The sequence below is a fragment of the Arthrobacter sp. Soil_C_60 genome, assembly GCF_057656375.1.
In genome coordinates, this window is sequence record NZ_JBDGKM010000008.1 from 64334 (window position 1) to 78515 (window position 14182).

A 14182-nucleotide genomic window follows, 5' to 3' on the forward strand; every position below is an offset into this window, starting at 1 on the left:
AAATGCGCAACACAACAACTACAGGGATAACTGTACAGGATGTTTCAGGGGGTCAATTACCACTGCTTCTACCGCTGCTTCGCGGGCGTTCAGCCGCCGTCCAGTTTCGCCGGTTACAATGAAACGTATCTGCAGGGCATACGCCCGTTTATCACACGGCTGGGAAGTCGGACCCAATCCCCCTGAAGGCCGTATGAGCATAACAACGTCACCGGGTAATACCCGCACAACCCGCGGAACCTCTGCCTCGAGCAGCTATTCGAATCTGATCAAGACCATCCGCGAAGCCGGCCTTCTGCGCCGTCGCACGTCTTTTTACATCACCCTCTTCGTGGCCCTCTGCCTGGGGCTGGCAGGCGCCGCTACGGGCTTTGTGCTGCTGGGCGACAGCTGGTTCCAGCTGATCATCGCCGGTGTGCTGGGAGTCCTGTTCACGCAGCTGGCGTTCATCGCGCACGAGGCCTCGCACCGGCAGGTGTTCGAATCCGGCCCCGCGAATGACCGTGCCGGCCGAGTGGTGGCTAATGTCTTTGTCGGCATCAGCTACCAGTGGTGGATGAACAAGCACAACCGCCACCACGCCAACCCCAACACGTTGGGCAAGGATCCGGACATCGAGCAGGACACCATTTCGTTCCTGCCCGAACAGGTCGCCGAGCGCAAGGGCTTCATGGCCTGGATGACCCGCCGCCAGGGGTACCTGTTCTTCCCGCTGCTCACGCTCGAGGGCCTGAACCTGCACGCCACCTCCATCCGGTACCTGTTCTCCCGCCAGACGGTCAAGGGCCGCAAGCGCGAACTGAGCATGGTCTTCGCCCGGCTGGCCCTGTACATCGCGGCCATTTTCTACTTCCTGCCGCTCGGCATGGCCTTCGCGTTCATCGGCGTGCAGCTGGCCGTCTTCGGCGTCTACATGGGTGCGTCCTTCGCGCCGAACCACAAGGGCATGCCGCTGATCCCGAAGGACTCCAAGGTGGACTTCCTCAGCCGCCAGGTCCTGACCAGCCGCAACATCATCGGCCGCACCCCGCTGGGCAACCGTTTTGTCAACGGCCTCATGGGCGGGCTGAACTACCAGGTAGAGCACCACCTCTTCCCGAGCATGCCGCGGCCCAACCTGGCCCACGCCAGCGAGATCGTCCGCGAATACTGCGCCACGCACAAGATCCCCTACACAGAGACCACCTTGCCGCAGTCGTACGGCATCGTGATCAACTATCTGAACAAGGTGGGCCTGTCGGCGCGGGATCCGTTCGATTGCCCGATGGTCAACACCTACCGCCCGCGGTAACCTCCAGACCTTCAAACAACGACGGCGGTGCCTGGCAGGCGCCGCCGTTTTCGGCTTAAGTGCGGCTTACGACGGCGCCTGCCGGCGTTGTGTCGCTCCTTCGGGCGTGTCCAGTGGATGCGCGATCTCATCCTGCGGCATCCGGGCAATAAGAATGGCAGCGATTGCGAGCACAGGTGACGCCACGGCAACCACCACGTAGATCAGCCAGATCGGCACCAATTCGGCGACCGGACCGGCGAGAGCCATCGACACCGGCATTAGGGCCAGCGAGACAAAGAAGTCCAGACTGGAAACGCGGCCGAGCAGATGGGACGGAACCCGGCGTTGCAACAGCGTTCCCCAGATGACCTGCGCCACCCCCCAGGTGAAGCCACAGGTGGCAAGCGCTGCAGCCATGAGCCAGAAGCTGTTGGTCAGCCCGAGAATGCCCATCGGCACGGTTCCGAAACCCCACAGCAGCATCATCAGGGTCAGATAACGCCGGGGCAGCCGGAAGCTGGACACGGTCAGCGCGCCGGCCGCGCCGCCGATGCCGAACATCGCCAGCATGAATCCGAACGTCTGGGCCCCGCCGCCGAGCTGTTGGCGGATGGCGAACGGCAGCAGCACTTCCAGCGGCCCCATCAGCAGCAGCAACAGGACAATGGCGTACAGCAGCGTCCACAACAGCCACGGGGTGCGGACAGTGTAGGCAACTCCTTCGCGCAGGTCAGCCCACACAGAGGGTCGGGCGGGCACGGAAGGTTTGCCGCCGTCATCCGAGTGCAGACGCAGCAGGATGGTGAAGGCGATGGTGTGTGCGGCAGCGATGAGGGCAGCGGTGTGCCCCGGACTGGTGGCCGCGATGATCATGCCCGCTACCGCAGGACCGGCTGCCTGCTGCAGCACCGGCTGCCTGCTGCAGCACCGGCCGGATGGTGCCCTCCATGCCGTTGGCGGCGAGAAGCTCCTCGGGTGGCAAGATGCGTGGCAGGATGGCGGAGTACGCCGGGAAGAAGAAGGCCGACGCGATGCCCAGCATCGCCGCCGCGGCTGCCACCTGCCACAGCTGCAGCCGCCCGGTCAGGGCCAGGAGCGTGACGGAGGCCAGCGCCAGCAGGTTTACCGCCTCCACACTGATGAGGATCAGCCTGCGGGGGAGCCGGTCCGCCGCAATGCCGCCGAGGAGCACAAAGGAGACCAGCCCAAGACCCGCCAGCGCGGCCACAAGGGACAGCTCTGCCGGCCCGCCGCCGAGGGCGATGACCTGGTAGACCATGGTCACCGCCCACATGCCGCTGCCGAAGATGGAGATGGACAGGGCCGTGATCAGGATCCGGAAGTCGTGCCGGCCCAGCGGCCTCAAGGCCCGGAGCCTACCGGCCCCGGGCCGGTGCGCAGCAGTACTCACGCGCTGTTTCTGTGCGAAAAGCTTCTTCATGGCGGCTGTCGGTTCCTGTGCGGCCGATGACTGCGCCGAGCGGTGGCGTTCGGCCGCGCAGTTTTACTGTCCGCTTGCAACGCCGCCGCGTCAAGAGGGACGAAACGTAGAAAACGATGCGGACATTCTCTACAAAAGTCATCGGTACAAGGGCTCAAGTACGGTCGAATCCGAACTGACGTCGCACTGGCCGACGCTGCGCTGATTGTAGATGGATCCAACTGCACTCTTGCCGACTAAATGTGCACGCAGATGACACCTTCGCTGGCACTGGAGTGATGACGGACCGGAGACTAACCTGAGATGACCGGAGGGAGACACCGTGATGGGTGCGCGCGACTCTCATCAGCGGGGTCAAGGCCCGGCGATGAGTATGGCCGCAGTTGGAGCTGCCCGGCTGGAGGTTCTCGACGCGGGCTCGGGTGAGCCCGTGGTCTTCGTCCAGACCGCGCTCACCGCGGACGAGTTGCTCCCCGTGGCCGACCGTTTGCGCGACCGGTTCCGGACGATTGTCTACCGCCGGCGCGGGTACGGAGAGAGTACCCCAGCTGCGGGCCCGGGATCGATCTCGCAGGACGCGGCCGACTGCTGCACCCTGCTCGAAGTGTTAGGGATCCCGCAGGCACACGTCGTGGGGTTTTCCTACAGCGGGGCGGTCGCGATGCAGCTTGCCGCGGACGCGCCGGAGAAAGTGCGCAGCCTGACGTTGGTAGAACCACCACCGGTGCACGTCCCAAGTGCTCCCGAATTCCGCACCGCCAACGAGCAGCTCTTCGCAGCCCGCCGTGCCCGCGGTCTCGACGCGGCACTCGAAGAATTCCTGACGCAGGTCATCGGCCCGCACTGGCGCACGGACATCGAGCGATACTTGCCCGGATCGGTCGAGCAGATGAGCCGGGACTCGCGCACGTTCTTCGACGTCGACATGCCCGCGCTGCTAGCCTGGCAGTTCTCGGCCGAGGATGCTAACCGCATCAAATGCCCAGTCCTGCACGTGGGTGGCACCGCCAGCGGACCGTGGTTCGCCGAGGTCCGCCGGCTCATTTTGGACTGGTTCCCGGATGTCGAGGACGTCGTGGTGGACGGCGCCGATCATTCGCTGGCCATCACCCACACCGCCCAGGTCGCCTCGGCCCTCAACTCGTTTATGCGCCACCCGATGCCCTCAACCGGGGAACCGTCCCGATAGCCGAAACCCTACATCTGGGTGAAGGCCGCGGTGGCCGGATCCGCCCCGATCCGGTTGCCGGCTTCCAGCGCCGTGATGGCGCTGACCTCGTCCGGGGCAAGCGTCAGCTCGGCTGAAGCGAGGTTCTCAGCCATGCGCTCCGGGCTCACGGTCTTGGGGATGACGATATTGCCCTGCGCCAGATGCCAGGCCAGGACAATCTGCGCCGGCGCCGCGTTGTGCTTGGCCGCCAAATCGGTGACCGTAGCGTGGTTCAGGTCCGCGCCTTGTCCCAACGGGCTGTAGGCCTCGATGGCGATGTCGTGCTTGCGGCTCAGCTCCACTGTCTCCGCCTGCTGCAGTGTCGGGTGGATTTCGATCTGATTGACGGCCGGGACAAGGTCCGCTGCTGAGAGCAGTGTCTCCAGGTGCTCCGGGAGGAAGTTCGAGACGCCGACGGCGCGGGAGCCGCCGTCGGCCTGGATCTTTTCCAGTTCCTTCCAGACCTGGACATAGAGGTTCTGCGCCGGAACCGGCCAGTGGATCAGGTACAGATCCACATAGTCCAGGCCGAGCTCGCGCAGGCTGTTATCGAACGCCTTACGCGCCATGGACTGCTCGCCGTTGCGCAGCTTGGTAGTGATGAACAGGTCTTTGCGGGCAATGCCGCTGGCCTTGAGGGCGGCCCCGACACCGGACTCGTTGCGGTAGGCCGCAGCCGTATCGATATGGCGGTAGCCCGCTTCAAGGGCTGCTTCGACGGCGCGCTGGGTTTCGGCCGGCGGCACCTGGAAGACACCGAAGCCAAGCTGGGGGATGGAGACGGAGTTGTTCAGTTCGATCGCGGGCACAGTGGCCATGGTGGTTTCCTTCACTGGTAGACGGAGAGGCTCTTTCGCGGGCTACTTTTTGGGTACGTGAACGCCGAAGACTCGCAGTTCGGCCAAATGCTGCGCGTCCTGGTCCTCGATCGTGATGTCCACGATGTTGTTGCGGCCGTAGCGAGTACGCTCGACGCCGGTGGCGAGCAGTTTCGAGCCGGCCGCTCCCGGTGCGATGTAGGTGATTTCCGCCTGGCGGGAAACGGAGGGGTGTCCGAGGGATTCGCAGACGAACGCGAAAACAGTGTCGCCCAGGGTAAACAGATAGCCGCCATGCAGGATGCCGTGGCCGTTGAGCATGCTGTCCTGCACCGCCATGGACATGACCACGCGGCCGGCTTCGGCTTCCACCACCTCGATGCCCAGATGCTGCGAGGACTTATCGAAGGAGTAGAGGTGGCGGATCCGGTCTTCGACCGTCTCGTAATCTTTGGCTGCGGGCATGGTCACAGTTTCCTCCATGACAGTGGCGTGGGTCTCGAAGTCAACCGTATCGGAGAGACAGCCCGATCGAGGACGCTGCAAGAAGTCAGTCGTCGCTGGAGAGGATCTGCCGGCGTGCGCTGAGCAGGTCCACTCCGGGACGGTAGGCCACGTAATTCTCTGCGGCGTCGAGCACTTCGACGATGTGGGCGCGGTCCGCTCCGACGAGTCCGACGCCGAGCCCTGCGCGCCGGTGCAGGTTGTGATGGTCGACTTCGGCGATGGAAACGTCGAAGCGTTTGCGCACTTCGGCAATGACGGGCCGGACTACAGAGCGTTTCTCCTTCAGGGAATGGACGTCTCCCAGGAGCAGGTCGAATTCGATCCAGCCGATCCACATATACCCATGGTGCCTTGGCTCGGATGATTTGTCGCTGGTTCCCTAGGGCAGCCGAAGGCGCGGTCCCGCGGCGGAATCAGTTCAGGTGCCGGTCGAGGAACGCCAGGGAGCGGTTCCAGGCATCGGTTGCGGCGGCTTCGTTATAGGCGTTCGGGTTGCGGTCATTGAAGAAGGCATGGCCGGCATTTGAGTAGACGACCGAACGGAAGCTGATTCCAGCTTCCTGCAGGCCGGCCTCGACTTCCGGCAGTTTTTCGATCAGCCGCGTGTCGCGCTCGCCGTAGAACGCGAGTACCGGGCAGTGGATGTTGCGAAACTCGTCCAGGGTGAAGTTTGCGTGGCCGTAGAAGGGTACTGCGGCCTTCAGCTCCGGTTCGTGCACCGCCAGCGACCAGGCGTAGGTGCCGCCGAAGCTGAAACCAGTCACTGCGATGCGTCCGGCAACGGCGGTGTTGCCTTTCAGGTAGTCGAAGCAGCGCTTCGCGTTGGCGACAATACCGGCGGCTGTCTTCTTCGATCGCAGCGGGGCCAGGAAAGGGCGTATCCGGGGCTGCGTGGCGCTGCGCTTTTCCGGATACGCCATCGCCTCGCCCAGTCGGGCGGCCACGTTGACGTCCAGTCCCGTAGTCGAGAGCAGGTCAGGGGCGATGACAAAGTAGCCTTGGGCGGCGAAGCGGTCGGCTACCTCCTTAACATGATCGCTCAGGCCCCACACCTCGTGGATGACGATGAGGCCGCCTTTGATATCCAGGCCGGGGCTGCTCTGGTAGACCGGCAGAGCGTTCTCGCCGGTGCCGAGCTCGACCATTTCTCCCATGCGGCCACTTTCGCACGGCTCCGCGCGGGGGAGAAGGGCCAACTGCCGCACCAGCGGGTTTGGACGTGACGGCGCTGGTTGCGGAGGGCGGGTCAGGTCGAGCTTGGCCACGATTAGGATGTTCTGAATATGAATAATGGCCTAATATGTATTTCTCATTAGTAATGACTGCGTCCTAATCTGGATGCGGTGGTAGGCATCAGGACGCGAAGAAGAAACGGAGGTGCGTAGTGGAAACCCGGCACCTGCGTTATTTTATTGCCGTCGCCGAGGAGCGGCATTTCGGCCGCGCGGCAGATCGTCTGCGTATGGCCCAGCCGCCTCTCTCCCAGCAAATCAAGCAGCTTGAAGAGCAATTGGGCACGCTGCTTTTCACCCGCACCACGCGCAAAGTCGAGCTCACTGCGGCCGGTGAGATGCTCCTGGAGCGCGGGCGGCGGATCCTCGAAGACCTGGAAACACTGGAATCCGATGTCTCGCAGGTGGGCACGGGTGTGCAGGGCATCCTGCGGATCGGCTTTGCCGGTTCCGCAACCTACCGCTTAATGCCGCAGATCGTCCGGGAAGCCAAGGACAAGCTGCCCGGGGTCCAGCTCAAGGTCCGCGGCGAGATGCTGACGCCGCAGATGGTGGACGGCTTGGAAGACCACAGTCTTGATGTGGCGATTCTGCGGCCACCGGTGCGCTCCGCAGGCCTGGAGCTGAAGTTCCTCGAACACGACGAACTGGTGGTGGCGCTGCCGGATGATTCTCCGCTGGTCGCCTTCGAAGTAGTCTCACTCGAACAGCTCGCGGGGGAGCGGTTCATCAGCTACCCGGCGAATTCCGCGGTCAACGAGGCCTTCATCGATGCCTGCCGCAAAGCCGGCTTCTACCCGAACGTTGTACAGGAAGCCCGCGAAACGTCCACCCTGCTTTCCTTCGTCGCTGCCGGCACCGGGGTGGCGCTGATCCCCACCACCACACGCACCCTCTCCATCCGCGGCACCGTCTTCCGCGAGCTCAAGGACGCGCCCATCGTCGACCTGGCTATGGCCTGGCGCGGCGCCGACACGCGGCCGCTGGTCGCCCGCTTCACCGAACTTCTGCAATCCGTCACCCAGCCCGTAAAGGAACGTTGACCCGTGAAAATCGAGCGCATCGAGGCCATTCCCTATTCCATTCCGTACGCCAAACCGCTGAAGTTTGCCAGCGGCCAGGTCACCGAGGCGGACCACGTGCTGATCCGGGTCCACACCGATGAGGGCATCGTCGGCACCGCCGACACCCCGCCGCGGCCCTACACCTACGGCGAGACACAGGACTCCATCGTTTCGGTGGTCACGAAAATCTTCGCACCCGCCGTCGTCGGTCTTGATCCGATGGACCGGCAGAAGATCCAGGCCATCCTGTCGCGGACCATCCACAACCAGACCGCCAAGGGCGGGCTGGACATCGCGCTCTGGGACGTCATCGGCCAGGCGGCCAACGCCCCGGTCAGTTCCCTGCTGGGCGGCTACACCGATGCCATGGACGTCTCCCACATGCTCGGCTTCCAGCCCGCGCAGAAACTGCTCGACGAGGCCCTGCGCTTCCGCAGCGACTACGGCATCAACACCTTCAAGCTCAAGGTCGGACGCCGGCCGCTCGCGCTGGACATCGAGGCCTGCCATGTCCTGCGGGAGGGGCTGGGCCAGGACACCGAGCTGTACCTGGACGCCAACCGCGGCTGGACCGCCAACGAGGCGATGGAAGTGCTGCGCCAGACGGACGGCCTGGGGCTCTCGCTGCTCGAGGAACCGTGCGACGCCAAGGAAGCCATGAGCCGGCGCCGGCTGGTGGACAAGTCCCCGATTCCCGTGGTGGGAGATGAAAGCGTGCCGACGGCGGGGGATGTTTCCCGCGAGCTGCTCTCAGGCGGCTGCAACGCGATCAGCATCAAGACCGCCCGCAGCGGTTTCACCGAGGCCCAGCAGATCCTGGGCCTGTGCACGGGCCTCGGCGTCGACGTCGTTATGGGCAACCAGATCGATACCCAGATCGGCACCGTTGCCACCGTGACCTTCGGTGCCGCCCACGAAGCCACTTCGCGCCGCGCCGGCGAGCTGTCCAACTTCCTGGACATGAGCGATGACCTGCTGGCCGAGCCGCTCGAGATCAAGGACGGCAAGATCAGCGTCCGCCAGGTCCCGGGCGTGGGGGCCGCCATTGATGAAGCCAAGCTGGCGCATTACCGCCAGGACAACAAGTAACCAAGCCGTTCCCAACCGAAGGAATCCCATGCTGTATCTGGTCCGAATGGACGTCAATATTCCCGTCGACATGCCCGCCGAGGAAGCCGCCTCGATCAAGGCCACCGAGAAGGCGTACTCGCAGAAACTCCAGCAGGACGGACGCTGGGCCAGCATCTGGCGCGTTGTCGGCGAGTACGCCAACTACTCAGTGTTCGACGTCGAAAGCAACGATGAGCTGCACGAACTGCTCTCCGGGCTGCCGCTGTTCCCGTACATGGACATTGACGTGATTCCGCTGGCGAAGCACCCGTCCTCGATCAAGTAGGACGCCGCTGCTAGCGGCAGGCCGACGTCCCCTGGCTCCCCACAGGAGTCAGGGGGCGTTGCCTTGCCGGAGCTAGGGGCGTTGGCCTTCCGGCCGGTACCGCACCGCCAGTTCTGTGCGCGAACGGATCTGGAGCTTCGCGTAGATCCGGGTCAGGTGGTACTCCACCGTTTTGACCGAGACGATCAGCTCCTGCGCCGCCTCGCGGTTGCTCCTGCCCTGCGCGACCAGCAGGGCCACGGCGTGTTCCTGCGCCGTCAACGAACTGCCATCCGCGTCGTCGCGGCGCTGGACATCCACGCCGCTGGCGGCCAGTTCACGGTCGCAGCGAGCCACATAGGCCTGCGCGCCGAGCAGGGCGAAGGCCTGGCGGGCAGCGGCTAACTGCTCCGCTGATTCGCGCCGTTTGCCCGCGCGCCGCAGGCTTTGGCCATAGGAGTACTGCACGCGGGCACGGTGGTAGGGAGCGGACAGCGGAGCCAGCTGCCCCAAGGCGCCTTCGAAGGAGCGGCGCATGGCGTCGAGGTCGCCGCGCGCGGCATGGATGCGGCCGCGTACCGCTCTCAGCTGGGATAGCGAGGTGCGGTGCCGGCGCTCCGCGGCCAAGCTCTCGTACGGCGCGAGGAACGCCGAGGCTTCGTCCAGCCGGTCGAGCAGCACCAGGGCATTGGCATACGTATCCTGCCAGATCCAGAAGAACGGTTCGGACCGCCGGGCGGTGTGCGTCTGCGCCAGCGGCGCGAGTACCCGGACAACCCCCTGGTAATCCGTACCGGCCTCCAGCAGCTGGGCCTGCGCCAGCAGTGCAGGGCTCAGCATGCTTTCGTAGTTCTCCGCAGAGGCCGATCCGAGCCGGAGATGCTCTCTGGCTTGGTCCGGGTTGCCGCGGAGCGCATGGATCTGGGCGCCGGTCCAGTGGAGCAGAGGCCGCAACAGATCAAGTTGTGCCCGCTCCAGTTTCGCCGTGGCCGCGCCGACCGTGGCGAGGGCGGCGTCCCAGTCGCCCAGCGTGAAGTGCGTGCGCGCCAGCCAGGCGCTGGCCCACAGCGAGATGCGCAGCGATCCGGAACGGTACTCCGTGGGCACGGCGGCCTCCAGCTGCATGCGCGCGGTTTCCGGATCGTCTAGGGCGAGCCGGGCCCAGCCGCTGCCCAGCAGGACCCGCTGGCTGTGGGCGCCCGGAGGGGCATCGGCCAGCACGTGCTCATAGTGCCGGTGGGCGGCGTCGGGCTGGCCGGAGGCCGCCAACCCCAGACCGATGATCGCCTCCGTTTCGATAGCGGTAGGGCTGCCCGGCGCGGCCAGATCCACAGCACGGGTGGCCCATTCGATGATGTCGGCGCCCCGCCACCGTGCCAAGGCGTGAATGACCTGGCGCTGGGCGATTTGGGCGCCGATCGCCCGGTCCTCGGGCGGCCGGCGCTTCCAGGCATTGTCCAGATGGAACTGCGCCTCGGCCTCCCGGCCGCGGCAGATGGCGAGGTAGCCCAGCACCCCGTCGCGCTCGGCCGTGGCGGGCATGCTCTCAAGCGCCGGAAGCAGTCGGATGGCCCGGACCAGGCGTCCAGCACCGACCAGCGCGTCGGCCGCCCGCACCAGCCGGCCCTGCCGGTTGCGCGCCTGCGTGCTGAGCCTGCTGGCCTCCAGCAGCGCGTCGGCGGCAGCCGCCCACGCTCCCATGGAGGCCTGCGTGGAAGCAAATTCATCCAGTTTGTCCGCCAGTTCGTCGTCCGCCGCCGGAGCGGACCGCGCCAGATGCCACAGATGCAGGGCCTCATCCGGCAGTACCTCGGCGGCCTGGCGGTGCAGCTCGGCGCGCCGCAGTCCGGACAGCTGATCATAGACCGCGGCCCGGAAGAGCGGCAGCCGGAAGTCGAGCAGGTGTGCATTGTCGGAGAACTCGGTCCGCAGCAGGCCTGTCGTTACGGCGGCATCCATGACGGCCAGGGGATCGGAAACCCCTGCGATTGCGGCGATGTCGAAGAGGTCGCCGGACTGGCCGATGATCGCCGTTGCCTCGATCAGTGCTCGGACGGCGGCGGGAACTTCTTCGAGCTGGTGCGCTACCTGGGCGGCGACGGAGGTCGAGGCCGGCAACCGGCTGAGACCGTCCCCGGCGGCACGCGCGGGCAGTTCCGGCAGCAGCTCGCAGACATAGCTGGGCAGGCCGCCGGTGTGGCGGCGGATCTGCTGCGCGGCCGGCCCGGACAGTTCCCGGCCTGTGAGGTGCTCGTGCAGTTCGCGGATTTCTCCGGGGGACAGCGGCTCAAGCAGCAGCCGGGTGATCCGGTGGCCGGACAGGTGGCGCGCGGTGGCGCGGTCGATCGCGGCGGTGCTGTCAAGGGTCAGCAGGACCAGCAGCGGACCCGAAGCCGGGTCTTCCGCCAGCTGGAGCAGCTCGTGGACGGATTCGGCGTCCACCCACTGGATATCTTCAAGAACGACGGCGGCCGGTCCGTCTTCCCGGAGCCGGTCGAGCAGGTCCGCCGGATCGCTGCCGTGTGCCAGGCGGGACAGGGCGGACCGGGGCGCGGACTCGACCCATTGGAACCCGCCGGAACGCAGGACCTGCAGTTCCGGATGGCCGGCCAGGAATTTTTCCAGTAGCGCGCTCTTGCCGATACCGCCGGGGCCGGACAGGACCGCAGTCCTGGACCTGCCCTGCTTAACGTCCTGCAGGAGCTCCTCGAGAACGGAGAGCTCCTGCAAACGTCCGACAAAAAGGCTGTCGTAATTCCGGTAAACCATCGCCTACGAGCTTAGCCCGCTCGAGCTTGGCCCGATGGCGCCGATGGCGCCGATCAGCCCAGATCGCCGCCGGCCACGGGCAGGATGGTGCCCGTAATGTAAGACGCTTCGTCCGAGGCCAGGAAAATGATGGCCGCGGCCTGCTCGTCCAAGGTCCCGTAGCGCTTGAGCAGCGAAGAGTCCACCGTCTGGTCGACGATCTGCTGGTACCAGGCCTTTTCCTGTTCCTGCTCCGGTTCGGGTCCGCGTTTGACTTTGCGGGCCGGGGCCTCGGTGCCGCCCGGAGCCGTGGCGACAACGCGGACGCCATGCTGTGCGGCTTCCAGCGCCAGCGACTGGGTCAGGGCATTGACGCCGCCCTTGGCCGCCGCGTACGGCGCCCGGTTAACACCGCGCGTGGCCACCGAGGAAACGTTGACGATCACGCCGGCGCCCTGCGCGATCAGCTGTGGCAGAGCCGCACGGCACGTCCACAAGGTGGGGAACAGCGAGCGTTGGATTTCCTTCTGGATCTCCTCGGCGGCGTAGTGCTCGTACGGCTTGGCCCAGATGGTGCCGCCGACATTGTTGATCAGCACATCGATCCGGCCGAAGGCGGCGACGGCTTCGGCCACCGCCGACTCCGCACCGTCGAACTGTTCCAGATCGGCCGTCACGCTGCTGGCTTTGGCACCGTTGGCGCGGAGCTCCGCGGCCACCTCATGGACCAGTTCGGCGCGGTCCACCAGCACGACGGCGGCGCCCTCCGCACTGATCCGGCGGGCCACGGCCAGCCCGATGCCTTGCGCGGCGCCGGTAACGACGGCGATCTTGCCGTCGAACCGGCCCGGGAACACCTTGGGCGCAGCCGCGGGCCTTGCCTCCGGGGCACCGGTCATGCCGAGGCTCCGACCAGGTCCGCTGCGACTGCCAGGGCGAACTTTTCCGAGTAGAAGTTCGCCGGGGTGATGCCTTCGGACTTCAGGTAGCCGCGTACGGCCTCGACCATGGGAGGCGGGCCGCAAAGGTAGACGTCGACGTCGCCGTCGTTGACATGCGTCGGTTCGATCAGTGCGGTCACGTAGCCCTTGTTCGGGGCCTCGCTGTCCGGATCCGCCACGCAGTAGTCCCAGGTGAAGCCCTCGATCGTCTCGGCGTAGTGGCGCAGCTTGTCCAGTTCCACCAGATCCGCATCGGTGGTCACGCCGAGAATGAGATGTACCGGCTGGCCGGGCGCCGTCGTCGTCATGGTTTCGAGCATGGCCAGCAGCGGGGCCAAGCCGGTGCCGCCGCCGAGCAGCAGGGCCGGGCGCTTGGGTTCGCGGAGGAAGAAGCTGCCCATGGGGCCGGTGAACTCCAGGGTGTCTCCGACCTTGGCTTCATCGCTCAGGTAGGTAGACATGGCGCCGCCGTCGGTGATCTTGACGAGGAAGGAGATTTCTTCCACGTCCGGCCCGTTGCTGAAGGAGTAGGAACGCTCGACGCCGCGGCCGGGCACCTGGATGTTGACGTACTGGCCGGGCAGGTAGGCCAGCGCGGCGCGGTCGCCGACGGACATGCTGAAGCCGATGGTGGTGGGCGAGTAGCGCTTGATGTCCGTGACCGTGCCCGTGTGCGTGCTGGCACCGGTCTTGGCCATGTCCGAGGTGGTGGGGATTTGCAGCACCAGGTCGCTCTTCGGCGTCATCTGGCACGGCAGCGCGTAGCCGGCGTCCGCCTCGTCGTCGGTGAGCGCCTCGTCAATGTAGTCGCCGCCGTCGTACGTACCTGACTCGCAGAGGGACTTGCAGGTACCGCAGGCGCCGTCGCGGCAGTCCAGCGGAATGTTGATGCGCGCCTTGTAGGAGGCGTCCGCGACGGTCTCGTTGGGACCGCAGTTGATGAAGCGGGTGACGCCGTCTTCAAAGCTCAGTGCAACCTTGTAGGTCATGGGGGTGTTCCTTTCCGGATGCTTCAGATCAGATGTGGTAGATGTCCACGACGTGGTGGATGTAGTCGTTCTTCAGGACGACCTTCTTCTTGGTGATGACGGGCTGGCTGCCGCTGCAGTCGAGCGTGTAGAAGGAGGTGCCGAAGTAGGTGTCCACATTGTTGTAGCGGTAGTACAGGGTGAACCAGTTGAAGCGGATGTCGATGACATCGCCTCGCTGCTCGATGATTTCGACGTTGGTGATGTTGTGGCCGGTGCGCGGTTCGGGCAGGCTGGTGGCGCTGGAACGGTCGGTGCGGATCCGGAAGACCCGGTCCTCCAGGCCGCCGCGGTTGGAGTAGTAGATCAAGGAGATCTCGCGCTGCGGGTCCTCCGTCAGCTCGTCGTCATCGGCCCAGGCGGGCATCCAGAACTCGGCGTCGGGGTGGTAGCAGTCGAGCCACTTCTCGAACTCGCGGTCATCCAGGAAGCGGGCTTCCCGGTACAGGAACTGGCGGATCCGTTCGAGTTCGACCGCCTGTTCCTCGGCACTCAGGCTGATGGTGGTTGTTTCGGTGCTCATAGTGGTGTTCCTTCCGCTCTCG

13 protein-coding genes and 1 pseudogene are annotated in these 14182 nt (G+C 65.4%); 5 read left to right on the forward strand and 9 right to left on the reverse strand.

The window, feature by feature from the left end:
* Positions 1-193: 193 nt before the first annotated feature.
* Positions 194-1291, forward strand: a complete 1098-nt coding sequence (locus tag AC3A4M_RS15965) for a fatty acid desaturase family protein (protein ID WP_498736842.1) — start codon at positions 194-196, stop codon at positions 1289-1291.
* A 66-nt stretch (positions 1292-1357) separates the two neighbouring features.
* Here the strand turns inward: AC3A4M_RS15965 and AC3A4M_RS15970 are convergent.
* Positions 1358-2714, reverse strand: a pseudogene (locus AC3A4M_RS15970) (MFS transporter).
* Between the two features lie 367 nt (positions 2715-3081).
* On the opposite strand from AC3A4M_RS15970, the gene AC3A4M_RS15975 reads away from it, so the two are divergent.
* Complete coding sequence (locus AC3A4M_RS15975; protein ID WP_498736844.1) at positions 3082-3903, forward strand: alpha/beta fold hydrolase; 822 nt, start codon at positions 3082-3084, stop codon at positions 3901-3903.
* A gap of 8 nt (positions 3904-3911) precedes the next feature.
* Here the strand turns inward: AC3A4M_RS15975 and AC3A4M_RS15980 are convergent, their stop codons facing one another.
* The 4 genes from AC3A4M_RS15980 to AC3A4M_RS15995 all read right to left on the reverse strand — a co-directional run bounded on the left by AC3A4M_RS15980 (position 3912) and on the right by AC3A4M_RS15995 (position 6514).
* Entirely contained in the window at positions 3912-4742 is an 831-nt protein-coding gene (locus AC3A4M_RS15980) for an aldo/keto reductase (RefSeq protein WP_498736845.1), read from the reverse strand.
* Between the two features lie 42 nt (positions 4743-4784).
* A complete protein-coding gene (locus AC3A4M_RS15985) occupies positions 4785-5207 on the reverse strand; it encodes a hotdog fold thioesterase (RefSeq protein ID WP_498736847.1) in 423 nt (140 codons plus the stop codon).
* 85 nt (positions 5208-5292) lie between these two features.
* Positions 5293-5586 (reverse strand): DUF503 domain-containing protein, encoded by a 294-nt coding sequence (locus AC3A4M_RS15990; RefSeq protein WP_498729543.1) that lies wholly within the window; start codon positions 5584-5586, stop codon positions 5293-5295.
* 76 nt (positions 5587-5662) lie between these two features.
* Complete coding sequence (locus tag AC3A4M_RS15995) at positions 5663-6514, reverse strand: dienelactone hydrolase family protein (RefSeq protein ID WP_498736849.1); 852 nt, start codon at positions 6512-6514, stop codon at positions 5663-5665.
* 119 nt (positions 6515-6633) lie between these two features.
* On the opposite strand from AC3A4M_RS15995, the gene AC3A4M_RS16000 reads away from it, so the two are divergent.
* From AC3A4M_RS16000 to catC, 3 genes are read left to right on the forward strand one after another with little or no spacing between them, the layout of a single operon-like run.
* Positions 6634-7524, forward strand: a complete 891-nt coding sequence (locus AC3A4M_RS16000; protein WP_498736851.1) for a LysR substrate-binding domain-containing protein — start codon at positions 6634-6636, stop codon at positions 7522-7524.
* A gap of 3 nt (positions 7525-7527) precedes the next feature.
* A complete protein-coding gene (locus tag AC3A4M_RS16005) occupies positions 7528-8634 on the forward strand; it encodes an enolase C-terminal domain-like protein (RefSeq protein WP_498736852.1) in 1107 nt (368 codons plus the stop codon).
* 28 nt (positions 8635-8662) lie between these two features.
* Entirely contained in the window at positions 8663-8941 is a 279-nt protein-coding gene (gene catC / locus AC3A4M_RS16010) for a muconolactone Delta-isomerase (RefSeq protein ID WP_498729537.1), read from the forward strand.
* Positions 8942-9013: 72 nt separating this feature from the next.
* On the opposite strand, the gene AC3A4M_RS16015 is transcribed toward catC, so the two are convergent.
* From AC3A4M_RS16015 to benB, 4 genes are read right to left on the reverse strand one after another with little or no spacing between them, the layout of a single operon-like run.
* The gene (locus AC3A4M_RS16015; RefSeq protein ID WP_498736854.1) at positions 9014-11689 is read right to left on the reverse strand and encodes a helix-turn-helix transcriptional regulator; all 2676 of its coding nucleotides are present in this window, start codon (positions 11687-11689) and stop codon (positions 9014-9016) included.
* A 53-nt stretch (positions 11690-11742) separates the two neighbouring features.
* Positions 11743-12567, reverse strand: coding sequence for a 1,6-dihydroxycyclohexa-2,4-diene-1-carboxylate dehydrogenase (locus tag AC3A4M_RS16020; protein WP_498736856.1), 825 nt, complete (start codon positions 12565-12567; stop codon positions 11743-11745).
* Positions 12564-13598 carry a benzoate 1,2-dioxygenase electron transfer component BenC gene (gene benC, locus AC3A4M_RS16025; RefSeq protein WP_074700716.1) on the reverse strand — a complete coding sequence of 345 codons (1035 nt, stop codon included), beginning with the start codon at positions 13596-13598 and terminating at the stop codon, positions 12564-12566. Before benC ends, AC3A4M_RS16020 begins: the two co-directional genes overlap by 4 nt.
* Before the next feature lie 28 nt (positions 13599-13626).
* Complete coding sequence (gene benB, locus AC3A4M_RS16030; protein ID WP_498729531.1) at positions 13627-14160, reverse strand: benzoate 1,2-dioxygenase small subunit; 534 nt, start codon at positions 14158-14160, stop codon at positions 13627-13629.
* Positions 14161-14182 lie beyond the last annotated feature (22 nt).